This window comes from Pseudomonas ekonensis (assembly GCF_019145435.1).
Taxonomy (GTDB): Bacteria; Pseudomonadota; Gammaproteobacteria; order Pseudomonadales; family Pseudomonadaceae; genus Aquipseudomonas; species Aquipseudomonas ekonensis.
Genome location: NZ_JAHSTS010000002.1, coordinates 1,351,538 through 1,377,411, shown reverse-complemented (window position 1 = coordinate 1,377,411; position 25,874 = coordinate 1,351,538). Strand labels below are relative to the sequence as shown.

The 25,874-nt window shown below is 66.6% G+C and carries 21 protein-coding genes; 7 read left to right on the top strand and 14 right to left on the bottom strand.

From position 1 onward, the window contains the following. Positions 1–15: 15 nt before the first annotated feature. The 8 genes from KVG96_RS19395 to KVG96_RS19360 form a co-directional block, all read right to left on the bottom strand. Positions 16–1,500 (bottom strand): APC family permease, encoded by a 1,485-nt coding sequence (locus KVG96_RS19395; RefSeq protein ID WP_217893510.1) that lies wholly within the window; start codon positions 1,498–1,500, stop codon positions 16–18. Between the two features lie 228 nt (positions 1,501–1,728). Continuing rightward, positions 1,729–3,153 carry a gamma-aminobutyraldehyde dehydrogenase gene (locus tag KVG96_RS19390; protein ID WP_217893509.1) on the bottom strand — a complete coding sequence of 475 codons (1,425 nt, stop codon included), beginning with the start codon at positions 3,151–3,153 and terminating at the stop codon, positions 1,729–1,731. Positions 3,154–3,233: 80 nt separating this feature from the next. Then, positions 3,234–4,043 carry an ABC transporter permease gene (locus KVG96_RS19385; RefSeq protein ID WP_085581276.1) on the bottom strand — a complete coding sequence of 270 codons (810 nt, stop codon included), beginning with the start codon at positions 4,041–4,043 and terminating at the stop codon, positions 3,234–3,236. After that, entirely contained in the window at positions 4,033–4,968 is a 936-nt protein-coding gene (locus tag KVG96_RS19380) for an ABC transporter permease (RefSeq protein ID WP_217893508.1), read from the bottom strand. The genes KVG96_RS19385 and KVG96_RS19380 overlap by 11 nt, the downstream gene beginning before the upstream one ends. 1 nt (position 4,969) lies before the next feature. Continuing rightward, positions 4,970–6,007 carry an ABC transporter ATP-binding protein gene (locus tag KVG96_RS19375; protein ID WP_217893507.1) on the bottom strand — a complete coding sequence of 346 codons (1,038 nt, stop codon included), beginning with the start codon at positions 6,005–6,007 and terminating at the stop codon, positions 4,970–4,972. 214 nt (positions 6,008–6,221) lie between these two features. After that, positions 6,222–7,373, bottom strand: coding sequence for a putative ABC transporter substrate-binding protein YdcS (gene ydcS, locus KVG96_RS19370; RefSeq protein WP_217893506.1), 1,152 nt, complete (start codon positions 7,371–7,373; stop codon positions 6,222–6,224). Between the two features lie 196 nt (positions 7,374–7,569). Further along, on the bottom strand, positions 7,570–9,057 hold the full coding sequence (locus KVG96_RS19365) for a gamma-aminobutyraldehyde dehydrogenase (protein ID WP_217893505.1): 1,488 nt from the start codon (positions 9,055–9,057) through the stop codon (positions 7,570–7,572). A gap of 100 nt (positions 9,058–9,157) precedes the next feature. Continuing rightward, positions 9,158–10,072 (bottom strand): LysR family transcriptional regulator, encoded by a 915-nt coding sequence (locus KVG96_RS19360; RefSeq protein WP_217893504.1) that lies wholly within the window; start codon positions 10,070–10,072, stop codon positions 9,158–9,160. 176 nt (positions 10,073–10,248) lie between these two features. Here KVG96_RS19360 and KVG96_RS19355 point away from each other — a divergent pair, with 176 nt between their 5' ends. After that, the gene (locus tag KVG96_RS19355; RefSeq protein ID WP_217893503.1) at positions 10,249–10,926 is read left to right on the top strand and encodes a tellurite resistance TerB family protein; all 678 of its coding nucleotides are present in this window, start codon (positions 10,249–10,251) and stop codon (positions 10,924–10,926) included. Positions 10,927–10,984: 58 nt separating this feature from the next. On the opposite strand, the gene KVG96_RS19350 is transcribed toward KVG96_RS19355, so the two are convergent. The 6 genes from KVG96_RS19350 to KVG96_RS19325 form a co-directional block, all read right to left on the bottom strand. Then, a complete protein-coding gene (locus KVG96_RS19350) occupies positions 10,985–11,245 on the bottom strand; it encodes a PAAR domain-containing protein (RefSeq protein WP_217893502.1) in 261 nt (86 codons plus the stop codon). Positions 11,246–11,309: 64 nt separating this feature from the next. After that, positions 11,310–11,633, bottom strand: coding sequence for a hypothetical protein (locus KVG96_RS19345; protein ID WP_217893501.1), 324 nt, complete (start codon positions 11,631–11,633; stop codon positions 11,310–11,312). A 58-nt stretch (positions 11,634–11,691) separates the two neighbouring features. Next, positions 11,692–12,855, bottom strand: a complete 1,164-nt coding sequence (locus KVG96_RS19340; protein WP_217893500.1) for a T6SS immunity protein Tli4 family protein — start codon at positions 12,853–12,855, stop codon at positions 11,692–11,694. A gap of 107 nt (positions 12,856–12,962) precedes the next feature. Then, complete coding sequence (locus KVG96_RS19335) at positions 12,963–14,669, bottom strand: esterase/lipase family protein (protein ID WP_217893499.1); 1,707 nt, start codon at positions 14,667–14,669, stop codon at positions 12,963–12,965. A gap of 79 nt (positions 14,670–14,748) precedes the next feature. Next, positions 14,749–17,244, bottom strand: a complete 2,496-nt coding sequence (locus KVG96_RS19330; RefSeq protein WP_217893498.1) for a type VI secretion system Vgr family protein — start codon at positions 17,242–17,244, stop codon at positions 14,749–14,751. Between the two features lie 143 nt (positions 17,245–17,387). After that, positions 17,388–17,903, bottom strand: a complete 516-nt coding sequence (locus KVG96_RS19325; protein WP_217893497.1) for an Hcp family type VI secretion system effector — start codon at positions 17,901–17,903, stop codon at positions 17,388–17,390. 525 nt (positions 17,904–18,428) lie between these two features. Between KVG96_RS19325 and KVG96_RS19320 the strand changes: the two genes are divergently transcribed. Genes KVG96_RS19320 through KVG96_RS19295 form a run of 6 tightly spaced genes read left to right on the top strand, consistent with a single transcriptional unit; the run spans position 18,429 to position 25,857 of the window. Further along, on the top strand, positions 18,429–20,051 hold the full coding sequence (locus KVG96_RS19320) for a methyl-accepting chemotaxis protein (protein WP_217893496.1): 1,623 nt from the start codon (positions 18,429–18,431) through the stop codon (positions 20,049–20,051). Next, a complete protein-coding gene (locus tag KVG96_RS19315; protein WP_217893495.1) occupies positions 20,051–20,587 on the top strand; it encodes a chemotaxis protein CheW in 537 nt (178 codons plus the stop codon). The genes KVG96_RS19320 and KVG96_RS19315 overlap by 1 nt, the downstream gene beginning before the upstream one ends. Next, positions 20,584–21,867 (top strand): CheR family methyltransferase, encoded by a 1,284-nt coding sequence (locus tag KVG96_RS19310; RefSeq protein WP_217893494.1) that lies wholly within the window; start codon positions 20,584–20,586, stop codon positions 21,865–21,867. Before KVG96_RS19315 ends, KVG96_RS19310 begins: the two co-directional genes overlap by 4 nt. After that, the gene (locus KVG96_RS19305; protein WP_217893493.1) at positions 21,864–22,547 is read left to right on the top strand and encodes a chemotaxis protein CheW; all 684 of its coding nucleotides are present in this window, start codon (positions 21,864–21,866) and stop codon (positions 22,545–22,547) included. Before KVG96_RS19310 ends, KVG96_RS19305 begins: the two co-directional genes overlap by 4 nt. Continuing rightward, positions 22,544–24,850, top strand: coding sequence for a hybrid sensor histidine kinase/response regulator (locus tag KVG96_RS19300; protein WP_217893492.1), 2,307 nt, complete (start codon positions 22,544–22,546; stop codon positions 24,848–24,850). The genes KVG96_RS19305 and KVG96_RS19300 overlap by 4 nt, the downstream gene beginning before the upstream one ends. After that, the gene (locus tag KVG96_RS19295; RefSeq protein ID WP_217893491.1) at positions 24,847–25,857 is read left to right on the top strand and encodes a chemotaxis response regulator protein-glutamate methylesterase; all 1,011 of its coding nucleotides are present in this window, start codon (positions 24,847–24,849) and stop codon (positions 25,855–25,857) included. The genes KVG96_RS19300 and KVG96_RS19295 overlap by 4 nt, the downstream gene beginning before the upstream one ends. The last annotated feature ends 17 nt before the right edge of the window (positions 25,858–25,874 follow it).

The following is a 25,874-nucleotide window of genomic DNA, read 5'->3' as shown; positions in this document are numbered from 1 at the left end:
GCGGGGCGATTGACTTCAGCGTCCCACCTTCCACGCATCCCCGGCCGGCGCCTTGCCGTGGTCGTACGGCTTGCCGATCCACATGTACAGCAGCCCCAGCCCCACCACGACCGCGGTGCTGAGCACCATCGCGTAGTTGATGTACCACGCCGCGTCCGGCGTGCGCGGCCAGGCCATGTTGACGATGGCCCCGACGCCGTAGACCAGCGCGCCGATGTTCACCGGCCAGCCCCAGGCGCCGAGGGTGAACTTGCCGCCAGGCCTCCAGCCTTTGCTCCGTGCGTACAGCGCCGCCAGCACGATCATCTGGAACGCCAGGTAGATGCCGATGGCGGCGAAGCTGACGATGGTGGCCACGGCGTCTTGCAGGAAGAAGCCCAAGGCGATGATCAGGCCGGGCAGGACGCCGGACACGAACAGCGCCGCCACCGGAACCTGGGTCGTGGGAGAAATCCGTTTCAGCAGTCGGCTGCCGATCACCATCTCGTCACGGGCGTAGGAGTACAGCAGACGGCTCGCCGCCGCTTGCAGGCTGATGACGCAGGAGATGAAGGAAATCATCACCACGCCCATCACCACTTTCGAGCCCACCGGGCCGAAGGCGTTGTTGAGGATGGTGGTGACAGGGTCTTTGTCGGTGCCGTTGATCACCGCCTGCATGTCCGGCACGGCGAGGATCAGCGCAAGGCAGGCGAACATCGCCGCGATGCCGCCGATGTAGATGGTCATGCGCATGGCCACCGGGATCCGCTTGCTCGGGTTCGGGGTCTCTTCGGCGACGTCGCCGCAGGCCTCGAAGCCGTAGTAGAGGAACATCCCCGCCAGCGAGGCGGTGAGGAAGGCCGGCAGGTAGGAGCCGTCGACGCGGATGTCGAACGTGTCGAACAGCACGCCGAGCGACTGGTGGCGTTCGAAGATCAGCAGGTACACGCCGACGATCACCGCGCCGACCAGTTCGCAGAGGAAGCCGAACATGGCGATGCGCGCCAGGGTCTTGGTGCCGCTGAGGTTGACCAGCGTGGCGAACAGCGTGAGCGCCAGGGCGATGACGATGTTGGTGTTGTTGCTCGGCTCGAAGCCCATCATGGCCGCCAGGTAAGGGCCGGCGCCCACCGCCACCGCCGCGATGGTCACGCACAGGGCGATGGAGTAGATCCAGCCGACCATCCATGCCCATTTCTTGCCCACCAGGCGCCGGGCCCACGGGTAGACGCCGCCGGAGATCGGGAACTGCGAGACCACTTCGCCGAAGATCAGACACACCAGCAACTGGCCGCAGCCCACCAGCAGGTAGGCCCAGAACATCGGCGGCCCGCCGGCCGCCAGGCACAGGCCGAACAGGGTGTACACGCCGACGACCGGCGACAGGTAGGTGAAGCCCAGGGCGAAGTTTTCCCACAGGCTCATGCTGCGTTTGAAGTTGGAGGTGTAGCCCAACTGACGCAGCTGTTCGGCATCGCTGTCGGCGACGGCGGCTGAGAGATCGGGTGACGCGCTCATGTGTGTTTGCTCCGTGAAACCGGCAGATTCCGGATGGCCGAAACCGTGGCGGGGCTTGGTGAGCGCCGCCCGGATCGGTAGTTATTGTTTTGAATGCCTGGTGGTGCGTAATGCCGGTTTCCTTCCTGAAACCGAGGTGACTCCATCGCTGGCAAGTCGAATCGTCGCACCGCAGCTCCCACAAGAGCTGCACTGAACCTTGTGGGAGCTGGCTTGCCAGCGATGCTTTTAGTGCTTGAACATCACATGCCGAACCGTGGTGTAGTCCTCCAGCCCGTACATGGACATGTCCTTGCCGTAGCCGGACAGTTTCTGACCGCCGTGGGGCATTTCGCTGACGAGCATGAAGTGGGTATTCACCCAGGTGCAGCCGTACTGCAAACGGGCGGACAGGCGATGGGCGCGTCCTACATCCGCCGTCCATACAGAGGACGCCAGGCCGTAGTCCGAATCGTTGGCCCATTCCAGCGCCTGGGCCTCGTCGGTGAACCTGGTCACCGACACCACCGGGCCGAACACCTCGCGGCGCACGATTTCGTCGTCCTGCTGCACGTCGGCCAGCACCGTCGGCTCGAAGAAGAAGCCGTTGCCCTCGACCTTCTTGCCGCCGGTGACCAGCCGGATGTGCGGCTGCGCCACCGCACGCTCGACGAACCCGGCCACGCGGTCGCGGTGCTGGGCGGTGATCAGCGGGCCCAGTTCGGTGGAAGGATCGCTCTGCAAGCCATGCTTGATGGTGCTGACCGCGGCGCCGAGCTTCTCGACGAACTTGTCGTAGATGCCTTGCTGCGCGTAGATGCGGCACGCGGCGGTGCAGTCCTGGCCGGCGTTGTAGAAGCCGAAGGTGCGGATGCCTTCGACGGCGGCGTCGATGTCGGCGTCGTCGAAGATGATCACCGGGGCCTTGCCGCCCAGCTCCATGTGCATGCGTTTAACGCTCTCGGCGGTGTCGCTGATGATGTGGGCGCCGGTGGCGATGGAGCCGGTCAGCGACACCATGCGCACTTTCGGGTGAGTGACCAGCGGCTGGCCGACGCTCGGCCCGCGGCCGAACACCAGGTTGAGCACGCCGGCCGGGAAGATGTCCGACGCCAGCTGGGCCAGGCGCAGCGCGGTCAGCGGGGTCTGCTCCGACGGCTTGAGCACCACGGTGTTGCCGGCGGCGAGGGCCGGGGCGATCTTCCAGGCGACCATCATCAGCGGGTAGTTCCATGGCGCGATGGAGGCGATCACGCCCACCGGGTCGCGGCGGATCATCGAGGTGTGGCCGGGCAGGTATTCGCCGCCGGCCGAGCCGCTCAGGCAACGGCTGGCGCCGGCGAAGAAGCGGAACACGTCGGCGATCGCCGGGATCTCGTCGTTCAGGGCGGCGCTGTAGGGCTTGCCGCAGTTGTCCGATTCCAGCTTCGCCAGTTCCTCGCCGTGGGCTTCGATGGCGTCGGCGAGTTTGAGCAGCAGCAGCGAACGGTCTTTCGGGGTGGTCTGCGACCACGCGGCGAAGGCGGCATCGGCGGCGCGCACGGCGGCATCGACCTGGGCCTCGGTGGCTTCGTTGATCTGCGCCAGCACGTCGCCTACGGCGGGGTTGAGCACCGGTTGCGCCGGGCCTTCGCCGGTGACGAGCTGGCCGTTGATCAGGAGTTGCGTTTGCATGGTCATGTCCTCTCTAGCACTTTTGTTGTTCTGCTCAATCCCAGTGATCCCTTGTGGATTGGGGCGCGTCTGTCGGGTGTTCATTTGCCGCCGCTGCCCGCCACGCTCTCGCCGCCCCGGGTCAGGTAGTAGGCGCCCAGGATCGGCAGCATGGTCACCAGCATCACCAGCATCGCCACGACGTTGGTCACCGGCACGTCCCGCGGGCGGCTGAGCTGGTTGAGCAGCCACAGGGGCAGGGTGCGTTCGTGGCCTGCGGTGAAGGTGGTGACGATGATTTCGTCGAACGACAGGGCGAACGCCAGCATGCCGCCGGCGAGCAGCGCCGAGCCCAGGTTGGGCAGGATGATGTAGCGGAAGGTCTGCCAGCCGTCGGCGCCCAGGTCCATCGACGCCTCGATCAGGCTGTGGGACGTGCGGCGCAGGCGGGCGATGACGTTGTTGTAGACGATCACCACGCAGAAGGTCGCGTGGCCGGTGACGATGGTGAACATCCCCGGCTCGATCCCCAGCGTCTTGAAGGTCGCCAGCAGCGCGATCCCGGTGATGATCCCCGGCAGTGCGATCGGCAGGATCAGCATCAGCGAAATGCCCTGCTTGCCGAAGAAGTCCCGGCGGTACAGCGCCGCCGACGCCAGGGTGCCGAGCACCAGCGCGATCAGCGTGGCAATGGCCGCGATCTGCAGCGACAGCTTGATCGCCTCCAGCACGTCGGGCCGCCCGAAGGCCACGCTGAACCAGTGCAGGGTGAAGCCCTTGGGCGGAAAGCTGAACGCTGCGTCTTCGGTGTTGAAGGCGTAGAGGAAGATGATCAGGATCGGGAAGTGCAGGAACGCCAACCCGCCCCAGGCGGCTGCGCGCAAACCCAGGGACGCTTTTTCAGAGTGCATCGAAGGCCCCCAGGCGTTTGACGATGGACAGGTAGACCGCGATCAGCACGATCGGCACCAGGGTGAACGCCGCGGCCATGGGCATGTTGCCGATGGCGCCTTGCTGGGCGTAGACCATGCTGCCGACGAAATAGCCCGGCGGGCCCACCAGCTGCGGCACGATGAAGTCGCCCAGGGTCAGGGAAAACGTGAAGATCGAGCCGGCGGCGATGCCCGGCACCGACAGCGGCAGGATCACCTGCATGAAGGTCTGGCGCGGCTTGGCGCCGAGGTCGGCGGAGGCCTGCAGCAGCGACGGCGGCAGGCGCTCCAGCGAGGCCTGGATCGGCAGGATCATGAACGGCAGCCAGATGTAGACGAACACCATGAACCGGCCCAGGTGCGAGGTGGACAACGTGCTGCCGCCCACGCCGGGAATCCCGAGGATCACCTGCAGCAGCGGTTCCAGGCCCAGGTGCTGGACGAACCACTGCGCCACGCCGCCCTTGGCCAGCAGCAGCGTCCAGGCGTAGGCCTTGACGATGTAGCTGGCCCACATCGGCATCATCACCGCGATGTAGAAGAACGCCTTGGTCTTGCCGGTGGTGTAGCGCGCCATGTAGTAGGCGATCGGGAACGCCACGACCGCGCTGGCCACCGACACGGCGATCGCCATGCTCAGGGTGCGCAGGATGATGTCGAAGTTCGACGGCTGGAACAGCGCCGCGAAGTTGGCCAGGGTCAGGTCGGGGGTGACCGCCATGGTGAAGTCGTCGAAGGTGTAGAAACCCTGCCACAGCAGCATCAGCAGCGAGCCCAGGTAGATCGCGCCGAACCACAGCAGCGGCGGCACCAGCAGCAGCGACAGGTACAGGTTGGGCTTGCGGTACAGCAGGTCGGACACCCTGCGCAGCGGCGCCGTCCGGGGCAGAACCATGGTGTTCATCTCACACCCCGCCCGCGACGGTGTCGTGCAGCGGGATCATCGCCTCCCGCGCCCAGCGTGCGCTGATGCGCTGGCCGGTGCGGTGCTGCGTGCCCAGGTCGGTCCACTGGCTGTTGGCCTGGCTGACGCTCAGGGTCTGGCCGTTGTCCAGTTTCAGTTCATAGCGGGTGGCGCTGCCCTGGTACTGGATGTCGTGGAGCAGGCCGCTGACTTCGATCTCGTGGCCGGCCAGCGGTCCTTCGGCGAAGCGTACGTGCTCCGGGCGGATCGAGAACGGCTGCGGATGGCCGCTGAGCTGGCGGGCCAGGTCGCCGCGGATCACGTTGGAGGTGCCGACGAATTCGGCGACGAAGGTGGTGGTCGGTTTCATGTACAGGTTGCGCGGGGTGTCGACCTGTTCGATCCGGCCCTTGTTGAACACGGCCACGCGGTCGGACATCGACAGCGCTTCGGTCTGGTCGTGGGTGACGAAGATGAAGGTGATGCCGAGCTGGCGCTGCAGCTTTTTCAGCTCGCTCTGCATCTGCTCGCGCAGCTTGAGGTCGAGGGCGCCCAAGGGCTCGTCGAGCAGCAGCACCCGGGGACGGTTGACCAGGGCGCGGGCGAGGGCGACGCGCTGGCGCTGGCCGCCGGACAGCTGCACCGGCTTGCGCTCGCCGTAGCCGCCGAGGGCGACCATCTCCAGGGCCTCTTCGGCGCGCTGGTGGCGTTCGGTCTTGCCCACGCCCTTGACCTTCAGGCCGTAGGCGACGTTGTCCCGCACGTTCATGTGCGGAAACAGCGCGTAATCCTGGAACACGGTGTTGACGTCGCGCTGGTACGGCGGCAGCCCGGCGGCTTCGGCGCCGTGGATGCGGATCGAACCGGCGCTCGGCTGCTCGAACCCGGCGATCAGGCGCAGGCAGGTGGTCTTGCCTGAGCCGGAAGGGCCGAGCATGGAAAAGAACTCGCCGTCCTGGATATCGATGGAGACCCGGTCAACGGCCTTCACGTCGCCGAAGGTGCGGGAAACGTTGGTGAACTGGACTGCAAGCGTCATGGTGCGGTACTCCGGGAAGGCGAGGGCCGTCACAGCGGCCCGGCCTGGACTTCTGAAAATCTGCACGGTTTGCGATCAGGCAACGGCATCGGCGGCGAGGGCGCTTGCTCCCGCCGGGGAAACGGGATTCACGACGGCCGCGCCGCCGGACGGGAGCGGGCCCCCTCGCCACGAGGTTCCCTGGCGGGCCGGGCGCCCGCCAGGGAGACGGGGCTCAGCGGCCGCCCATGATCGCGATGTAGTCCTGGGTCCAGCGGCTGTACGGCACGAACTTGCCGCCCTCGGCCTGCGGGGTCTTCCAGAAGGCGATCTTGTCGAACTGGTCGAAGCCGTTGGTCTTGCAGCCTTCGGCGCCGAGCAGTTCGCTTTCCTTGCACGCCGCCGGCACCGCCGGCAACGAGCCGAACCAGGCGGCCACGTCGCCCTGGACCTTCGGTTGCAGCGACCAGTCCATCCACTTATAGGCGCAGTTGGGGTGCTTGGCCTCGCTGTGCAGCATGGTGGTGTCGGCCCAGCCGGTGGCGCCTTCCTTCGGAATGGTCGAGGCGATCGGCTGCTTGTCGGTCGTCAGCCCGTTGACCTGGTACGGCCAGGAACTGGACGCCGCCACGCCTTCGTTCTTGAAGTCGCTCATCTGCACGGTCGCGTCGTGCCAGTAGCGGTGGATCAGCTTCTGCTGGGCGCGCAGCAACTCAAGCACGGCCTTGTACTGGTCTTCGGTGAGCTGGTACGGATCCTTGATGCCCAGTTCGGGCTTGGCGGTCTTGAGGTACAGCGCCGCGTCGGCGATGTAGATCGGGCCGTCGTAGGCCTGCACGCGGCCCTTGTTCGGCTTGCCGTCGGGCAGGTCCTGTTCGGCGAACACCACGTTCCAGCTGGTCGGCGCGGTCTTGAACACGTTGGTGTTGTACATCAGCACGTTCGGGCCCCACTGGTACGGGGTGCCGAAGGTCTGTTTGTTGACCACGTACCAAGGGGCGTCCTTGAGGCGCGGGTCGAGGTTCTTCCAGTTCGGGATCAGCGCGGTGTTGATCGGCTGCACACGCTTGCCGACGATCAGCCGCAGGGAGGCGTCGCCGGACGCGGTCACCAGGTCGTAGCCGCCCTTGGCCATCAGGCTGACCATCTCGTCGGAGGTGGCGGCGGTCTTCACGTTGACCTTGCAGCCGGTTTCCTTCTCGAAGCCGGTCACCCAGTCGTAGGCCTTGTCGCTTTCGCCGCGCTCGATGTAGCCCGGCCAGGCGACGATGTCGAGCTGGCCTTCGCCGGCGCCGACGGCCTTCAGCGGTTCGGCGGCCTGCACACCGGCGCTGGCCAGCAGGGCCGTGGTGATTGCACTGAGCAGTGCGGTCTTGTGCACGAACATGGAAAACCTCTCTTTATGTTTGTTGGTATGGGTTGAGAGTAGCTGCAAGCCTGGAGCTGCAAGCGGCAAGTGACAGCGATCCGCTTCGGGCTTGCGGCTTGTGGCTCACCGCTTGTCGCTTGCCGCTTGCCGCTTGCCGCTTGCCGCTTATCGCTTATCGCTTATCGCTTGCGGCTTGTCGCTTATCGCTCACCGCTTAAAGCTCCCGGCCATGCCGGGCCATAATGTGCCGCACCACGCTGTAGTCCTGCAGCGAGTCGCTGGACAGGTCTTTGCCGTAACCGGAGCGCTTGAGGCCGCCGTGGGGCATTTCGCTGACCAGCATGAAATGGCTGTTGATCCAGGTGCAGCCGTATTGCAGCCGTGCAGCGACCTGCATGGCCTTGTCCAGGTTCTGCGTCCACACCGACGAGGCCAGGCCGTATTCGGAGTCGTTGGCCCAGTCCACCGCCTGCGCCAGTTCGTCGAAGCGGGTGACGGTCACCACCGGGCCGAACACTTCGCGCTGGACGATCTCGTCGCTCTGCCGGCAGCCGGCCAGCAAGGTCGGCTGATAGAAGAAGCCGGGCCCGGAATGCACCGCCGCGCCGGTCACCCGCTCGATGTGCGGCTGGCCGAGGGCGCGTTCGACGAAGCTGGCCACCCGGTCGCGCTGGCGGGTGCTGATCAGCGGGCCGATCTCGTTGTCGGCGTCGCGCTTGCCGGCGAAGCGCAGGCTGCCGACGGCGGCGCCGAGTTCGGCCACCAGCCTGTCGTGGATGCCGGCCTGGGCGTAGATCCGGCAGGCGGCGGTGCAGTCCTGGCCGGCGTTGTAGTAGCCGTAGGTGCGCACGCCTTCGACCACGGCCTTGAGGTCGGCGTCGTCGCAGACGATCACCGGGGCCTTGCCGCCCAATTCAAGATGCGTGCGCTTGAGGGTCTTGGCGGCGGCCTGAAGGATTTTCTGCCCGGTGACGATGTCGCCGGTCAGCGACACCATGCGCACCTTCGGGTGGCCGACCAGATGGCTGCCGACCCCTTCGCCGCCGCCGCAGATGATGTTGATCACCCCGCGCGGCAGGATCTCGGCCAACGCCGGCGCCAGGGCCAGGATCGACAGCGGCGTGTGCTCGGACGGCTTGAACACCAGCGTGTTGCCGGCGGCCAGGGCCGGGGCGATCTTCCACGCGGCCATCATGATCGGGTAGTTCCACGGCGCAATCGATGCCACCACGCCGAGCGGGTCGCGGCGCACCATGCTGGTGTAGCCGGGCATGTACTCGCCGCTGAGCTGGCCGGTCTGGCAGCGCACCGCGCCGGCGAAGAAGCGGAACACATCGACGGTGGCGCTCAAGTCGTCCTGGCGGGCCAGGTGCAGCGGCTTGCCGCAGTTCAGGGCTTCGAGGCGGGCGAGGTGGTCGGCGTGCCTTTCGACGGCGTCGGCGATGGCCAGCAGCAGGCCGGAACGTTGCTGCGGGGTGGTGCGCGACCATTCGCCGAAGGCGCGGTGGGCGGCGAGGATGGCGGCTTCGACCTGCTCGGTGCTGGCCTCGGCGATCCGGGTCAGGACTTCACCGGTGGCCGGGTTGAGGATCGGTTCGACGAAACCCTGGCCTGCGACCAGTTCGCCGTCGATCAGCAACGCGGTACACATCGGGGTCTGCGCGCCAGCCATTTTCCGTGATCTCTTTTTTTGTGGGTTCATGGCACTCCCTGTGACCGGGAGCCGAACGTCTTATGGATGCGGCAAGACTAGTGCGCGGCTCCGGGGTCGACAAATTCTAAATACTGAAGGTGGCATTCGATTAAATAGATGGCTTGCGGCCGCCGTGGGGTTGCTCGCGGGCCACGGTCAGGAACGGATCGACCAACGCCGGGCGGGCGGTGCCGCGCCGCCAGGCCAGGCCGACGTCGAGGGTCTGGCTGAGGTCGGCGACGGGCCGCGCTTCGATGATGTCGCCCTCCAGCGACCACGGGCGGTAGGTCATGTCCGGCTGGATCGACACGCCGAGCCCTGCCGCCACCAGGCTGCGCACCGCCTCGGTCGAGGCGGTCCTGAGGGTGACTTTGGGTTGCAGCCCGGCGCCCCGCCACAGGCGCTGGGCGTTGCGGTCCATCTCGTCGACGTTCAGCTGGATCAGCGGCTCGCGGGCCACGTCGGCCAGGTTGATGCTGTCGTGCTCCAGCAAAGGGTGCTGGGCCGGCAGCCAGAGGCGGTGGGGCGAGTGGGTCAGCACTTCGGTCTGCAAGGCGTGGCGGTCTTCCAGGTTGGACAGGATCAGCACGCCCACATCGATTTCGCCGCTGACCAGCAAGTGCTCGATGTACGGCCGCTCGTCCTCCATCACCCGGATCTCGACATTGGGGCAGGCGCGCTGGAAGCGGGTGAGCAGGTCCGCCAGGTAGTAGCCGGCCACCAGGCTGGTCACGCCGACGGTCAGTTGCCCGGCCACCTGGTCGGTGCTCTGCTGCAGGCTGCGCTTGGCGTTGTCCACCGTCGCCAGGATCAGGTGCGCCTGGCGCAGGAACTGGTGGCCCTGGTGAGTGAGCGTCATGCCCTTGGCGTGGCGGTTGAACAGGCTGACGCCGATTTCTTCCTCCAGTTGCTGGATGGCCAGGGTCAGGGTCGACTGGGAAATGAATGCGGTCTGCGCGGCGGCGGAGATCGAGCCGGTCTCGGCCACGGCGATGAAATGGCGGATCTGACGCAGGGTCATCATGAAGGCCTACCCGGTGGGCTGTTTTTATCGATTGCCCCGAGTGTATATCGGTTTTCGCGAAGGGAGGCTGCCCGGCGCGCAACATCCGGAAGCACTCTCGGGGGCCGGCGCCGGGCACTTTCGAACTAGGCTCAAGGCCTTACCGATCTGGAAAGTCCCTGTTTTGGAGGCGGAACATGAACACCCGTGGATTGCTCGATCAACTGCTCAAGTCCGGCCAGGCGCTGCTGCAGGACAAAGCCGGCGCAGGGCAGGGCAAAGCGGCGGCCGGCGGACTCGGCGGCTTGCTGTCCGGCGCGGGCGGCGGCGCGCTGGCCGCCGGGGCGATGGGCCTTTTGCTGGGGAGCAAAAAGGCGCGCAAGGTCGGCGGCAAGGTCGCGCTCTACGGTGGCCTCGCCGCGCTCGGCGTGATCGCCTACAAGGCCTACGGCAACTGGAACGCCCAGCAGGGCCGGGCGCCGGAAACCGAACCGCAGACCCTCGACCGCCTGCCGCCGGCCCAGGCCGAACAGCACAGCCAGGCCATCCTCAAGGCGCTGGTCGCCGCCGCCAAGGCCGACGGCCATGTCGATGAGCGCGAACGTCAACTGATCGAGGGCGAATTCGCCAGGCTCGACAACGACCAGACCCTGCGCCACTGGCTGCACGCCGAACTCAACAAACCCCTCGACCCCGCCGACGTCGCCCGCGCCGCCGGCACGCCGGAGATGGCGGCGCAGATGTACATCGCCAGCGTGATGATGGTGGATGAGGAGAACTTCATGGAGAAGGCGTACCTGGACGAGCTCGCACGGCAGTTGGGGCTTGAGCCGGGGTTGAAGCTGGAGCTTGAGAGGCAGGTCGGGGCGGCGTAAGGGGCCGAAGGCGACGGGCGACAGGCGAATGGGCGCGGTCGCCCGATGCGCGAGGCGGCTATTTGTCTGCGTCCCCGTTGGGGCCGCTGGCGATCAGGCTGGCGCCGCATTCGGTCTTCATGCCGTGCAGGGCCACAGGCACGCCGTCGACATCCAGCGTGGCGCTTCCCTCGGTGATCGGGAACTTGCCTTTGCACTTGGGGCAATCGACTTTGTGCCCCACGCCGGCCATGGGTTTGCCGTTCAGGTCGGTATGGCCGAAGGCTTCGATCACTGTGCCGCCATGGCTTGTGGAGTCGCCGAGTCGAATGATGTCCATATCGGTTGCCTGGTTGGTTTGCGTGAATGGATGCGCGGATTGGCGGCTTCTCTGAGCGGGCGCCCTACCAGTAGTGGATCTCTGCGCCCAGCATCAGCAAGACCAATGCCAGCCCTGTCTTGCCGAACAGCAGCGGTGCGACGGTGACGGCGAATTGGGCCGCGACGCCGATCTTCAAGGCCCCGCGCAGTCCGTGGCGTTTCCAGTACAGCGCATGCACCGCCATCGTCAGCGCGTTGGCCACCCAGACGGCGCCGATGGCCATGACGTACTCCTGCTGGGCGATGCGCAGCAGCATGAGCAGCAGGCCGAAGAAAACGATGAGAAACGAGGTGACCAGGAGGCCGGATCGCCCGTTCTGTTCAGGGAGTGCAGCGTGTTGTGGCATCGGATGTCCGTCCATGTCCGTGTCTGAGTGTGCGGCCGGCCCGGATTCCCGACAGCCCCTAAAGCTTGTCCATCCAGTCCTGGGTCGGCGGCACGCCGGTAAGAAACTCCTCGAGCACATAATCGCCGCCGCCTGGCTTGCTGACAACCGTGGAGACGACCGGATCCGGAGCGACAGGCGCTCCGCCCGGCGGCGGTGGGGTAAGGGCCGACGGGCGTAGGCGCACGCTCTCGACGATGGCGTCCCAGACTTCGAAGAACTCGGTTTCGGTCGGGCCGTCCGGGGCGTCGGCCCGTTCGGGAAAATCCCCCAGTGCCGGTGGCTGCCGTGTTGTCCGAAAGCTTGTGCCCATGCCCAGATTGATGCCGGGCAGCGGCGACGGCGCTGCGTGCCCGCCGAAGTCCCATTCGCCGCCGATGTTGGTTTTGAAGACCTGGGGTTCGACTCCTTCTGTGCCGCCCATGACGTATTCCTCGCCTGTCAGCTCACCGACCCTGCGCTCTTCGGCCCGGTATTCCTTGCGCCCGGCGACGACGCCGGGCTCGGCCAGGATCCGGGCGATCAGGCCTGCGCTTTCCTTGTCCGCCTCGCGGCGCCGTTGGAGCATGGACGGCCCCGGTTCCCACACGGTGGCGTGCCTCACCACCAGCCCCAGGTTGCGGGGCAGGGCAAAGCCCCAGCTCACCTCTTCCTGCTCCCCTCTGGCCGGATCGAAATAGCCGTCCACAAAGGCATTGCTCAAGCAGAGGCCGGGACGGGTCGGCACGTCGTCCCCGGCCCGGGCATGCAGCCTCGGAAACAGCCGGGCGATGGCGTTCTTTGCATTGAGCGCCGGTGCGACCTTGAACAGCGTGCCGTCGCGCCACAGGTAGCCTTCCGCCTGGTGGAAGAGTTTCTGCACGACGGTCTCGTCGTCCTCGGCCAAGCCCTCCACGCGCTCGAACCCGTAGACGAAGAGGGTGCCTCCCTCGGCTGTCGAAAGCCGTTCGGGTGCCTGCTGCCAGGGCCTGCCGTTGTCGTCGGCCTTGACGGCCTGCACCGCTTGCCAGCGCTGCTCGATCAGTTCGTCGTAGCGGGCCTGGCTGACGTCCGTTTCCACGACAAGCGTCAGGTCGCCCAGCCGGGCGCTGCTGGCGGTGGCGTTCCAGGTCGTTCCCTCCGGCAGGTCGATCAGCAGGCGGCCGACGCAGTGGGTCTGCACGTTCCGGGTCAACTCGGTCATCACAGGGCTCCGGTCTGTCTGGGACGGGCGCCAATGGCTCCAGCCAAAGGAAGCGCCCCCCAGTATTGAAACGAAAAGGATGGTGTTCGCCAGGTGGCGGCGGGCGGTCATGCCGGCAGCTTCCTGGCGGTGGCGCCTATGCGCAGAACCGAGTACAGCGTGAGGTTCTGCACGTTGCGGTTCTTGTAGGAACCCTGGTGGTCGTAGCCGGTCATGCGCGCCGCGAACACGGCTTTTTCCGCGGCGTCTTCAGCCGCGTGCGCAGGGACGGTGCCGTCGCCGGCCTGGTCCTGATCCTGGATGTCGGCACGGTAGCCGTCGCCCCGGCTGTCATGGATGACTGCGCTGCCTTGCCGGTTGATCCAGGACTTTTCCCCGACGTCGTTGACCATCCATGCGCGGCCCTCATGGGTGTCTCCGGTCAGGCGCAGGGCGATTGCCTGTTCGCGGGAAGGGGCCGGCAGCAGGGTGGGCGGTACGCCTGGGCGTCCGGACGGGATGAAGCCGGGCGTCACCGCCCAGGTGACACGGTGGAACGCCTGGTGGCCGGGGTCGGAGCCGTAGTGGACAAAACTGTTCGGATGGTAGTAATCGCCCAGCGAGGCGTGAAAGGCCTTGGCGTGTCCCAGCATCCGTTCGTAGTTGCTCCAGGCGCTGACGAGGGTGGCCTGGGTCGTGTTGCCGGTGGGGTTGATCCAGGCGGCGTTCATCAGCCGCCACCAGGCATTCTGCTTCAGGTAGATCTGGGTGTACGGATCCGTGCCGTTGGGCATCCGGAACAGCTCTTTGCCGTCGCACGTCGCCCTCAGCCAGCCTTCTCCGTAGCGCTGGTTCGGCAGCAGTTCCAACGGCCCGGCGGCGTTGGCGAAAATGGGCATGATTTTCTTGCCCGTTCCGCCGAGTCCGACGGCGCCTTTGAAGTCCTCCCATCCGGCGCGCACGCGCCGGTAGGCGGTCGCCGCACCGATGGCGGGCTGGACGCCGTGCACCACCCCCTGGATCAGCTCGGGATTGCGCTTGGCGCACATGCGTGCGACGAGTCCGCCCATCGAATGGGTGACCAGGATCACGCCGTGCTCGCATTTGACGTTCAGTTCCTTGCGGCAGCGCTCAAGGGTCGCCCGGATCTTGCCGGCCAGGTAATCCGCCGCCTGAGCGTTGGAGTTGAGCCAGTTGTAGCCCACCGCGTACACGGGATAGCGGAATTCCGCCGCTGCCTTCAGGGCTTCGGGTTTCAGGGGACTGTAGCCTTTGAGGTCGCCCCAGATCGATGCGGAGTGCGGTACGGCGGCCATCACGCCGGGGTAGGGCTTGCCTTCCGGCGTCTGGATGAAGCGCAGCTGGGCTTCCAGGAAGTTCAGGATCGGCCCGTAGGAGTCGAGGGACACTGAACCCCACCCGCGGTTCCTGGCTTCCTGGACGGGCAGGGTATTGACGAATTTGGCCAGCGTTTCCCGGTCGGCGTCCTCCGGGGCCGAAAACGCCCGGGTCTGCTGGGGATCGAGCAACTGTTTGCGCTCGAGCGGCGTCAGGCTGTTGTAGCTCTTCCATCGGGTGAGTCCGGCGATCCAGCCCTTCGGATCGTCGGGAAACCAGGCCCAACGGTTGTCTTCGCCCAGAAGCGTGGCGGCGGGGCCCGTCGACATCAGCGGGCTGCCCATGATCCCGGGCACGAAGATGACGGGAATCGCATGGTCGGGCGGTGCGTTGAGTTCCGCGCGCACGGTGTTGGCGCTGGGGCTCATGGTCACGCGGGCGGTCACGTTGCCGTCGGGCCCGATCTGGGTGGGCACCGGCCTTGTCGGTTCGCTCATTCAGGCTCTCCCTGCCTAGGCATCTGTTCGTTTGCGGTAAGGGGCACCGTCACCGGGTGAAGGGAACGCTCGCGCCTGATCATTCGGCAGGCCCGAGCAGATGGAACTCATAGCCCTCGGTCGTCAGCCCCTGCTGCAGGGCGGCCCAGCCGTCGCCGTCCGTCACCCCTTCGATCCTGGCGCCGTCCGCCCGCGTCATCGCGTAGCGGTAGTTGGGCAACGGGTTGCCGTTGCGCACGACGCGCACCCGTTCATTGAACGGCGTCTGCTCCCAGGTGTTGAAGGTGGTGGAGGCATGGGCCGGGCCGACCAGGCTGTGCTTGGCGGCCTTGACGGTGAAGTTGCCGGGCATGCCCAGCTCGATGTTGCCGCCCTTGAGCGTGAGGTAGGCGCCGGCGCAGGTCAGCGTGATGTGCTCTTTGGCGCTGACGACCACATGCTGGTTGCTGGCGCTGATCTCGACGCTCTGGTCGGCCTCCACGCGGATGGTGTCCTGCTGGGCCTGCAGCAGCATCGGCCCTTGATGGGTGATGTGGCGCATTTCGCCGCTTTGCGCGAACAGCCCCAGGTCCGCCCCGGCGTTGATCACGAACTTCTGCCCTGAGGTGAACTGCTGGTTCTGTTGCGCGACCGCATCGATGTGCCCGCCGGCGGCCAGGGTCAGGTTGGCGGGGGAGGCGGCCGCGATGCCCGCCTGACCGCTCAGGGCGAGCGCCGGGTTGCCGCCGTTGGCCTTGCCCGACTCGTCGTTGGCGCCGTGCCCCAGGTCGCGCACCGCTTCGCTGAGGGTCTTCTGCTGCCCGGTGTCATGGTTCACCCCTTGATGCTCCTGGGCGTAGTCGCCCAGTTCCTTCGCCAGTTGCAGCGCCGCCTCCAGCACCTGGACGGCCGTCGCCCGGTGCAGGTGCCCGCCGTTGGCGTTCAGCTGCTCTTCGGTGCTCAGCAGCAAGCCCTTGGCGGCGCGCAGGGCACCGTGCTCGTCGGTGCGCAGTTCGAAGCCTTCCCCGCGGGGCTCTCCGCCGTTCGGACGCGGATGGGTCAGGTAGCCCAGGTGCAACGCGGTGCTGCCGTGATCGCTCATCAAGGCGGCGCTGATCTGCTTGGTGGTGTCGTCGATCCGCAGTTCGTTCGCGCGGTTGCCCTTGTATTCCTTGCTCTTGATGGTGCTGAGGATCTTGTGGTCGGGCAGCCGGTAGGGCGGCGCGTTGGTCGCACGGTAGGTTCGCCCGGTCACGATCGGTTGATCGCAGTCACCGTCGAGGTAGTCGACGATCACTTCCTGTCCGATGCGCGGAATCGCCATGTGGCCCCAATCGGCGCCGGCCCAGTTCTGCGAGACCCTGATCCAGCAGGTGCTGAACTCATCGTTCTCGCCTTCCCGGTCCCAGGGGAACTGGACTTTCACCCGTCCCCATTCGTCGCAATGGATTTCCTCTCCCTCAGGGCCGACCACGTTCGCGACCTGCGGGCCGTCGATCCGGGGTTTGGGCATCGGCTCGGGTCGCCACTCCGTTTCTTCCCGGACGATCTCGGCGGTGTAGTCATAGCTGACGCCCATTGGCGCATCGGCCGACTCTTCCTGCTGGCTGGCGTGCTGCACGCCTTTGTGGGTGACCCTGACCGTCCGCCACCAGCGGTTGAACTGTGCGCCGGGATGTTCGGCGAGTTCGAAGGAAAAGCCTGGCAGCAGACGCGGGTCGTCGCCTTCCACGACGGCGAGGTGGGCGTCGCGGCGATGGCCGCGAAGGCGGGTTTCGGTAAAGGCCTTGCCGACGGAGCTGACCTTGTAGCGCCCCGGATAGTCGTAGCGCTCATAGCCTTGATCCGTGCGCTGCAGCCCGTCGCCGACGAGATTGTGCTCCTGGTCGTACACCGGACGTTTGAAGGTGTAGTCCCGTTGGGTCTGTTCGGTCGTGCGGACGCTTTCGGTATAGGTGAAGGTGTAGATGCCCGGGTGTTCGGCGTCCGCGACCGGCTGCGGCGAGTAGCGCACCGGCCCGCCCGGGATGCGCTCCTGGACATACAGCTTGTCGGCGTGGGTGAGGGTGTGTGTGCTTTCGTCGAACTTGAAGTAGTAGAAGAGGCCTTCCTCGGCCGAGAGCCGGTCGAAGAAGTAGAGATCCGTGTCGCCGGCCTGAACGCAGTATTCGCGGGGCAAGTGCTCTACGTTGATGTTTTGCTCATGGTTCATGATCCCGTGCTCGGTCAGCACGGACTTGAGGATCTCTGGCACGGTCTTTTGCTGGTAGATCCGCCAGTCGGAGTTCAGCGCCAGGCGGGCCAGTTGCGGTTCGATGACCGCCCGGTAGCGGGTGCGGCGAAAACCGGTCTTGCCCTGGGTGAAGCTCGAGACCAGGCCATGTACGTAACGCACCGGCGTGGCGCCTTGCCAGATCGTGAGCAACGCCGGGTGATCGAGCACCTGGCCGAAGTCGATGGCGCTGTTGTAGCTGGCGAGTTCCACCGTCAGACAGAAGGGTTCGCAGAGGGCCTCCTCCAGCGTGAACTCGACAACCTCGAACTCCAGTTGGCCGGACAGCACCGAGAAGGTGAACCGCAAATCCCTTTGACGCATTCGACTGCTCCCTGATTGAAAACGTGGCGGCGCCCGCGTTCGACGATGCAGATCCATGCGCCGGTCGGGCCGATCCCTGCGAAATCCCTTCAGTCTGGCACGCCCCGGCCCCAAGGCAGGGGCGCATTGACGGTCAGCCGTCCTCAGACGACCGGAGCGCGCCAGTCATCGGAGCCGGAAGTGCCGGACACTTCGTGGGTCCAGGTGATCTTGCGGTAGGTCATCTCGATGTCTTCCAGGTGGGTGAAGCACGCGGTGGCCGGATCCTGGCAGTTGTGCATGTAGTCCTTGGCGGACACGAGGATCGCGTCTTCCAGAACGGTGGTGTAGTAGTGCTCCTGAGTGCCTTGGGCCGAGGTGCGGAACCATTTGATTTCGACTTTGCTCAGGCGCTCGCCGGACGTCAGGGCCGCTTGCAGCAGGGGCGAGGCCTTGTCGAACACCTTGGTGATTTTCACCGGCTTGTGAACGCGCTGGCCGGTCGGCTGGCCGGACTGCGGGTCGCGCGGGATGATCACGTCGTGGTGGAACGCCTGCACCATCACTTCGTCTTCGTGGCCTTCCTGGAAGGTGTTGCCCACGGAGTCGGAGGTGAATGCGCCAGCGGTGATCAGGCCTTGCTTTTCGCCGGTGATGGACATGTACGCGGGGGTTGCCATGGGGTAGCTCTCCTTGCTTGAAAAGGCAAAACCGGACGGCGTGATTGCCGGACGGCGCGTCGGTGCAGGCATCAACTTCCATGCCAGCCGATATAAAACCGCCGGTAATCAAAACCTTATGTAATACAAGCAGGATCCTTGCGTCGTTGCGCCTGCCGGTTCTTGCGCAAAGTGCGCAAATAGTTGCGCAGTGGTGCGCAAGAAGTTGCGCACTTGGCCGTAGCGTGCGGTGGGCGGGGGCTGCGGCGACGTCGGCAGGCAATTTCCCGGTTTGACTGCGCAAAAAGTTGCGCAGCAAGGCCGTTAGCCATCATCGGGTGAGCCATGCATGACGGAAATGGCCGATCCATCGCCCCTTTTTGCCACTCCGCCACTGGTGCGTCTTCCCCCGCTTGCCGGAAAGTCCCTCCCGATGCCTGTACCGATTCAGCACCGGCAGGCCTGAGCGCGGCAAAGCGTCTTATAAATGAGACACCGCCCTCAGCTATACTCCCCCGCATTTCGACCTAGGCACGAGGAATCACTGTGAAGAACTGGACGTTGCGCCAACGCATTTTGGCGAGCTTTGCGGTGATTATCGCCATCATGCTGCTCATGGTGGTCGTCTCGTACTCACGTCTGCTGAAGATCGAGGCCAGCGAAAACAGCGTGCGCGACGACGCGATTCCCGGCGTCTACTACAGCTCGATGATTCGCGGCGCCTGGGTCGACAGTTACCTGCAGACCCAGGAACTGCTGGGCCTGAAAGAGGGCGAGGGCGTCAGCGCCGAAGACGCGGCGGACTACAAGTCGTTCGAGGCCCGCCTGCAGGAGCAGATGGCCAACTACCGCAATACCGTGACCACCGACGAAGACCGGATCGAGTTCACCGCCTTCGAGAAGGATCACGACAACTACATGAAGATCCAGGATGCCGTGCTGGACCTGCACAAGCGCAACCTCGAGGCCGAGGCGATCAAGCTGTTCAACGAGAAGCTGACCCCGGCGTGGGTCGGCGGGCGCATGAAGCTCAACGACATCATCAGCGAGAACAAGAAAGTCGCCGACCAGGCCATGAACAACATCGACGACGCGGTGGCGGCGGCCAAGGTCAGCATGTTCGTCTCGCTGCTGGTGGCGGTGCTGGCCGCCGGCCTTTGCGGCCTGTTGCTGATGCGCGCGATCATGGCGCCGATGAACCGCATCGTGGACATCCTCGAGATCATGCGCACCGGTGACCTCAGCACCCGTCTGAACCTGGACCGCAAGGACGAGTTCGGCGCGGTGGAGACCGGCTTCAACGACATGATGACCGAGCTCACCGCGCTGGTGTCCCAGGCCCAGCGTTCGTCGGTGCAGGTCACCACCTCGGTGACCGAGATCGCGGCCACCTCCAAGCAGCAGCAGGCCACCGCCACCGAAACCGCCGCCACCACCACCGAGATCGGCGCGACCTCGCGGGAGATCGCCGCCACCTCGCGTGACCTGGTGCGCACCATGACCGAGGTCTCCACCGCCGCCGACCAGGCCTCGGTGCTGGCCGGCTCCGGCCAGCAGGGCCTGGCGCGCATGGAAGACACCATGCACTCGGTGATGGGCGCCGCGGACCTGGTCAACGCCAAGCTGGCGATCCTCAACGAGAAGGCCGGCAACATCAACCAGGTGGTGGTGACCATCGTCAAGGTCGCCGACCAGACCAATCTGCTGTCCCTCAACGCGGCCATCGAGGCCGAGAAGGCCGGCGAATACGGCCGCGGCTTCTCGGTGGTCGCCACCGAAGTGCGGCGCCTGGCCGACCAGACCGCCGTCGCCACCTACGACATCGAACAGATGGTGCGCGAGATCCAGTCGGCGGTGTCCGCCGGGGTGATGGGCATGGACAAGTTCTCTGAGGAAGTGCGCCGGGGCATGGCCGAGGTGCAGCAGGTCGGCGAGCAGCTGTCGCAGATCATCCATCAGGTGCAGGCGCTGGCGCCTCGGGTGCTGATGGTCAACGAAGGCATGCAGGCCCAGGCCACCGGCGCCGAACAGATCAACCACGCGCTGGTGCAGTTGGGCGACGCCAGCAGCCAGACCGTCGAGTCGTTGCGTCAGGCCAGTTTCGCCATCGACGAACTGAGCCAGGTGGCCGTGGGCCTGCGCGGCGGCGTGTCGCGATTCAAAGTCTGATGAGCGAAGTCACCGCCAAACGCAGCGTCGCGCCGGTGACGAGGCAGGCGCTGTTCCTGCTGTTCCGCATCGGCGAGGAGCGCTATGCCCTGCGCGCCACCGAAGTGGCGGAGGTGCTGCCGCGCCTGCCGCTGAAGCCGATTGCCCGTGCGCCGCACTGGGTGGCCGGGGTTTTCGCCTACCGCGGCGTTGTGGTGCCGGTGATCGACCTCAGCGCCCTCACGTTCGGCCGCACCGCCGAGGCCCGCACCAGCACGCGGCTGGTGCTGGTGCATTACCGCCCGGACGAGGCCCAGCCGGCGCGCAAGCTCGGGCTGATCCTGGAACAGGCCACCGACACCCTGCGCTGCAACGCGGACGAGTTCCAGCCGTACGGCCTCGACAACCGCCAGGCGCCCTACCTGGGCCCGGTGCGTGAGGATGCCCGGGGCCTGGTGCAATGGGTGCGGGTGGCCGACCTGCTGGACGACAGCGTCCGTGCGTTGCTGTTTCCGACGCCGCCGCTGGATCCGGCGCGGTTAGAGGAGGCCCCATGAGCGGCGATCAACGGTTCTTCGGTTTCCTCAAGGAACGCATCGGCCTGGACGTGGCGTCGGTGGGCCCGGCCATCATCGAGCGGGCCGTGCGCCAGCGCATCACCCTGTCGCAGTCGGCGACCGCCGAGGAGTACTGGCAGACCCTGCAAGGCTCGCGGGACGAGCAGCAGGCGCTGATCGAAGCGGTGATCGTGCCCGAGACGTGGTTCTTCCGTTACCCGGAATCCTTCGCCACCCTGGGCAAGCTGGCGCGCAAGCGCCTGGCCGACCTCAACGGCATGCGTGCGCTGCGCATCCTCAGCCTGCCCTGTTCGACGGGGGAGGAACCCTATTCGATCGCCATGGCCTTGCTCGACGCGGGGCTCAAGCCCCATCAGTTCAAGGTCGACGGCATGGACGTCAGCCCGATGTCGGTGGACAAGGCCCGGCGGGCGCTGTACGGCAAGAATTCCTTCCGTGGCCAGGACCTGGCGTTCCGCGACCGCCATTTCAGCCCGGAGCATGAGGGTTACCGGGTCAATGACCTGGTGCGCGAACAGGTGCGCTGGCAGACGGGCAACGTGCTCGACCCGGCGTTGCTGGCCGGCGAGCCGCCGTTCGATTTCGTGTTCTGCCGCAACCTGCTGATCTACTTCGATCAACCGACCCAGCGGCTGGTGTTCGAAGTGCTCAAGCGCCTGACCCATGTCGACGGCGTGCTGTTCATCGGCCCGGCCGAGGGCAGCCTGCTGGGGCGGTTGGGCATGCGCTCGATCGGCATCCCGCAGTCGTTCGCCTTCAGCCGTCAGGACGACCCGCAGCCCGAACCGTTGCCGGCCACCTGGATCCACCCGTTGCCGGCGCCGACGCCGGTGCGCCAGCCGGCCCGCAGCGCGCCTGCCGCGCCGGCGCGCCCGCGGCCGTTCGCCCCGGTGACGCCGTTGCCGGTGGCCGGCAAACACACCACGTCCGATGCATCGGCCTTGCTGGCGGACATCGCCGGCCTGGCCAACGAAGGCAAGAGCGCCGAGGCCCGCGCCGCGTGCGAGCGCTACTTGCGCACCCATGAGCCCGTGGCCCAGGTGTTCTACTGGCTCGGCCTGCTCAGCGATGTCGCCGGCAACGCCCTCGAAGCCCAGGGCCATTACCGCAAGGCGCTGTACCTCGAACCGCAGCACCCCGAAGCCCTGATGCACCTGGCCGCCCTGTTGCAGGCCCAGGGCGACGGCGCAGGCGCCAGACGATTGCAGGAGCGCGCGGCCCGCAGCGCCGGCTCCGCCGACAGTGAGCGTAAACGATGATCCCGTCCGACACCTTGAACGTCACCCATGAAGACGCCCGGGCCATCGACGATTGCTGGAACCGCATCGGCATCCATGGCGACAAGTCCTGCCCGCTGCTGGACGAACACATCCATTGCCGCAACTGCACGGTGTATTCCGACGCCGCCACGCGCCTGCTCGACCGCTACGCGTTGCAGCAGGACGAGCGCGACCCGGTGGCGACCGCCGTCGAATCCGAACTCAAGACCCGTTCGCTGCTGATGTTCCGCCTCGGCGAAGAATGGCTGGGCCTGGCCACCCGCAGCCTGGTGGAGGTGGCGCCGCTGCAGGCGATCCACTCCCTGCCGCACCAGCGCTCCCGGGCCTTGCTCGGGGTGGCCAACGTGCGCGGGGCGCTGGTGGCATGCCTGTCGCTGGTGGAGCTGCTCGACCTCGAGGCCGGCACCGCCCCGGCCACCGGCGCACGGGTCATGCCGCGCATGCTGATCATCGCCGCCCAGGGGGGACCTGTGGTGGTGCCGGTGGACGAAGTGGACGGGATCCATGCCATCGACGAACGCCTGCTCGAGGCCGCGTCCCGCTCCGGCGCCCAGGCCGGCGCCAAGTACACCCGGGGCGTGTTGCCCTTCAAGGGCCGCAGCCTGCGTTGGCTGGATGAAGAACAGTTGCTGTCCGCCGTGACCCGGAGCCTCACATGACCCCCGAGCAAATGCGCGACGCCTCCCTGCTGGAGCTGTTCAGCCTCGAAGCCGAGGCCCAGACCCAGGTGCTCAGCGCCGGGCTGCTGGCGCTGGAGCGCAATCCGACCCAGGCCGACCAGTTGGAGTCGTGCATGCGCGCGGCCCACTCGCTCAAGGGCGCGGCGCGGATCGTCGGCATCGACAGCGGCGTCAGCGTCGCCCATGTGATGGAGGATTGCCTGGTCAGCGCCCAGGAAGGGCGGCTGTTCCTGCGCCCGGAACACATCGATGCGCTGCTGCAGGGCACCGACCTGCTGATGCGCATCGCCCACCCGGCCAACGCCCCGCAACCCGCCGACATCGACGCCTATGTGGCCTTGATGGGGCGCCTGATCGACCCCGCCGGCGCGCCGGTGGTTTCAGCCCCGCCGCCCATGGCCGAACGGCTGCTTGAGCCGCCGCCCGTGGCGCCGGCGATATCTGCACCGGTTCCGCAGCCCCAGCCCGAACCGGTGGAGCCCGAGTCGGCCCCGATCCCGGCCCCGCGCAAGGGCAAGCGCACGGCCGAGGGCGGCGAGCGAGTGCTGCGGGTCACCGCCGAACGCCTGAACAGCCTGCTGGACCTGTCGAGCAAGTCCCTGGTGGAGACCCAGCGCCTGAAACCGCACCTGGCCACCATGCAGCGCCTCAAACGCATGCAGAACAACGGTTTGCGGGCGTTGGAAAGCCTCAACGCGCACCTCAAGGAACATGCGCTGAGCCTGGAGGCCCAGGAAGCGCTGGAAGATGCGCGGCGCCTGCTGGCCGAGTCCCAGCAGTTGCTGGCGGAGAAAAACGCCGAGCTTGACGAGTTCGCCTGGCAGGCCAGCCAGCGCGCCCAGGTCTTGTACGACACGGCACTGGCCTGCCGCATGCGGCCGTTCGCCGATGTGCTGTCCGGTCAGGTGCGGATGGTGCGTGACCTGGGCCGCAGCCTCGGCAAGCAGGTGCGGCTGGAGGTCGAGGGCGAGAAGACCCAGGTCGACCGCGACGTGCTGGAAAAGCTCGAAGCGCCGCTGACCCACCTGCTGCGCAACGCCGTCGACCACGGCATCGAAACCCCGGCGCAGCGCCTGTTGGCGGGCAAGCCGGAAGAAGGCCTGATCCGTCTGCGCGCCTCGCACCAGGCCGGGCTGCTGGTGCTGGAACTGAGCGACGACGGCAACGGCGTGGACCTGGACAAGGTGCGCCGCAGCATCGTCGAACGCCAGCTGTCGCCGGCCGAGACCGCCGCCCAGTTGAGCGAAGAGGAGCTGCTGACGTTCCTGTTCCTGCCGGGGTTCAGCCTGCGGGACAAGGTCACCGAGGTCTCCGGCCGCGGCGTCGGCCTCGACGCGGTGCAGCACATGGTGCGCCAGTTGCGCGGCGCCGTGGTGCTGGAGCAGGTGGCGGGCGAGGGCAGCCGCTTCCATCTGGAGGTGCCGCTGACCCTGTCGGTGGTGCGCAGCCTGGTGGTGGAAGTCGGCGACGAGGCCTATGCCTTTCCGCTGGCGCACATCGAGCGCATGTGCGATCTGGCGCCGGAAGACATCGTGCAGGTCGAAGGGCGCCAGCACTTCTGGCACGAAGGCCGCCATGTCGGCCTGGTCGCCGCCAGCCAGCTGCTGCAGCGTCCGGCCAGCCAGAACAGCGGCGACACCCTCAAGGTCGTGGTGATCCGCGAGCGCGACACCATCTACGGCGTGGCGGTGGAACGCTTCATCGGCGAGCGCACGCTGGTGGTGCTGCCGCTGGACGAACGTCTGGGCAAGGTGCAGGACATCTCGTCCGGGGCCTTGCTCGACGACGGTTCGGTGGTGCTGATCGTCGATGTCGAGGACATGCTGCGGTCGGTGGACAAGCTGCTCAACACCGGGCGCCTGGAGCGCATCGCCCGCCACGGCGGCCAGGCGGCGGAAGCGGCGCGCAAGCGCATCCTGGTGGTCGACGACTCGCTGACGGTGCGCGAACTGCAGCGCAAGCTGCTGCTCAACCGCGGCTACGACGTGGCGGTGGCGGTCGACGGCATGGACGGCTGGAACGCCCTGCGCTCCGAAGACTTCGATCTGCTGATCACCGACATCGACATGCCGCGCATGGACGGCATCGAACTGGTCACCCTGCTGCGGCGCGACAACCGTCTGCAATCGCTGCCGGTGATGGTGGTGTCCTACAAGGATCGCGAAGAGGACCGTCGCCGCGGGCTGGACGCCGGGGCCGACTATTATCTGGCCAAGGCCAGTTTTCATGACGACGCCCTGCTCGATGCAGTGGTCGAACTCATCGGAGGGGCACGGGCATGAGGATCGCAATCGTCAATGACATGCCCCTGGCGGTGGAGGCCCTGCGCCGGGCGCTGGCGTTCGAGCCGGCGCACCAGGTGCTGTGGGTCGCCGGCAACGGCGCCGAGGCGGTGCGGCTGTGCGCGGAGAACACCCCGGACCTGATCCTGATGGACCTGATCATGCCGGTGATGGACGGCGTCGAGGCCACCCGGCGGATCATGGCCGAAACCCCGTGCGCCATCGTCATCGTCACGGTCGACCGCCAGCAGAACGTGCACCGGGTGTTCGAGGCCATGGGCCACGGCGCGCTGGATGTGGTCGACACCCCGGCCCTGGGCGCCGGCAACGCCCAGGAAGCGGCGGCGCCGCTGCTGCGCAAGATCCTCAACATCGGCTGGCTGATCGGTGAGCGCACGGCCCGCTCGCGCCCGGCGCAGACGCCCCAGCGCAGTTCGGCGTCGCGCAACCGGCTGGTGGCCATCGGCTCGTCCGCGGGCGGGCCGGCGGCGCTGGAAGTCTTGCTCAAGGGCCTGCCGCGCACCTTTTCCGCCGCCATCGTGCTGGTGCAGCATGTCGACCAGGTGTTCGCCGCCGGCATGGCCGAATGGCTGGCCAGCGCCAGCGGCCTGGACGTGCGCCTGGCCCGCGAGGGCGAGCCGCCGCAGGCCGGCGCGGTGCTGCTGGCGGGCACCAATCACCATATCCGCCTGCTGAAGAACGGCACCCTGGCCTACACCGCAGAGCCGGTCAACGAGATCTACCGGCCCTCGATCGACGTGTTCTTCGAGAGCGTGGCCAACTTCTGGAACGGTGACGCCGTCGGGGTTTTATTGACCGGAATGGGACGCGACGGGGCCCAAGGGCTTAAGCTCATGCGTCAGCAGGGTTATTTGACCATCGCCCAGGATCAGCAAAGCAGTGCGGTGTACGGGATGCCCAAGGCCGCGGCGGCGATCGACGCGGCCGTGGAAATCCGTCCGCTGGAAAAGATAGCGCCACGGTTGCTGGAGGTTTTCCCCAAATGAATCCATGTTTCAGCAAT

What these genes read in the sequence shown, in the direction of transcription:
- KVG96_RS19380 (WP_217893508.1), bottom strand. Translation starts at nt 4,968, where the DNA reads ATGAACACCATGGTTCTGCCCCGGACGGCGCCGCTGCGCAGGGTGTCC.
- KVG96_RS19375 (WP_217893507.1), bottom strand. Translation starts at nt 6,007, where the DNA reads ATGACGCTTGCAGTCCAGTTCACCAACGTTTCCCGCACCTTCGGCGAC.
- KVG96_RS19295 (WP_217893491.1), top strand. Translation starts at nt 24,847, where the DNA reads ATGAGGATCGCAATCGTCAATGACATGCCCCTGGCGGTGGAGGCCCTG.
- KVG96_RS19385 (WP_085581276.1), bottom strand. Translation starts at nt 4,043, where the DNA reads ATGCACTCTGAAAAAGCGTCCCTGGGTTTGCGCGCAGCCGCCTGGGGC.
- KVG96_RS19340 (WP_217893500.1), bottom strand. Translation starts at nt 12,855, where the DNA reads ATGACCGAGTTGACCCGGAACGTGCAGACCCACTGCGTCGGCCGCCTG.
- KVG96_RS19390 (WP_217893509.1), bottom strand. Translation starts at nt 3,153, where the DNA reads ATGCAAACGCAACTCCTGATCAACGGCCAGCTCGTCACCGGCGAAGGC.
- KVG96_RS19300 (WP_217893492.1), top strand. Translation starts at nt 22,544, where the DNA reads ATGACCCCCGAGCAAATGCGCGACGCCTCCCTGCTGGAGCTGTTCAGC.
- KVG96_RS19315 (WP_217893495.1), top strand. Translation starts at nt 20,051, where the DNA reads ATGAGCGAAGTCACCGCCAAACGCAGCGTCGCGCCGGTGACGAGGCAG.
- KVG96_RS19345 (WP_217893501.1), bottom strand. Translation starts at nt 11,633, where the DNA reads ATGCCACAACACGCTGCACTCCCTGAACAGAACGGGCGATCCGGCCTC.
- KVG96_RS19305 (WP_217893493.1), top strand. Translation starts at nt 21,864, where the DNA reads ATGATCCCGTCCGACACCTTGAACGTCACCCATGAAGACGCCCGGGCC.
- KVG96_RS19330 (WP_217893498.1), bottom strand. Translation starts at nt 17,244, where the DNA reads ATGCGTCAAAGGGATTTGCGGTTCACCTTCTCGGTGCTGTCCGGCCAA.
- KVG96_RS19325 (WP_217893497.1), bottom strand. Translation starts at nt 17,903, where the DNA reads ATGGCAACCCCCGCGTACATGTCCATCACCGGCGAAAAGCAAGGCCTG.
- KVG96_RS19350 (WP_217893502.1), bottom strand. Translation starts at nt 11,245, where the DNA reads ATGGACATCATTCGACTCGGCGACTCCACAAGCCATGGCGGCACAGTG.
- KVG96_RS19395 (WP_217893510.1), bottom strand. Translation starts at nt 1,500, where the DNA reads ATGAGCGCGTCACCCGATCTCTCAGCCGCCGTCGCCGACAGCGATGCC.
- KVG96_RS19365 (WP_217893505.1), bottom strand. Translation starts at nt 9,057, where the DNA reads ATGAACCCACAAAAAAAGAGATCACGGAAAATGGCTGGCGCGCAGACC.
- KVG96_RS19310 (WP_217893494.1), top strand. Translation starts at nt 20,584, where the DNA reads ATGAGCGGCGATCAACGGTTCTTCGGTTTCCTCAAGGAACGCATCGGC.
- KVG96_RS19360 (WP_217893504.1), bottom strand. Translation starts at nt 10,072, where the DNA reads ATGATGACCCTGCGTCAGATCCGCCATTTCATCGCCGTGGCCGAGACC.
- KVG96_RS19355 (WP_217893503.1), top strand. Translation starts at nt 10,249, where the DNA reads ATGAACACCCGTGGATTGCTCGATCAACTGCTCAAGTCCGGCCAGGCG.
- KVG96_RS19335 (WP_217893499.1), bottom strand. Translation starts at nt 14,669, where the DNA reads ATGAGCGAACCGACAAGGCCGGTGCCCACCCAGATCGGGCCCGACGGC.
- ydcS (WP_217893506.1), bottom strand. Translation starts at nt 7,373, where the DNA reads ATGTTCGTGCACAAGACCGCACTGCTCAGTGCAATCACCACGGCCCTG.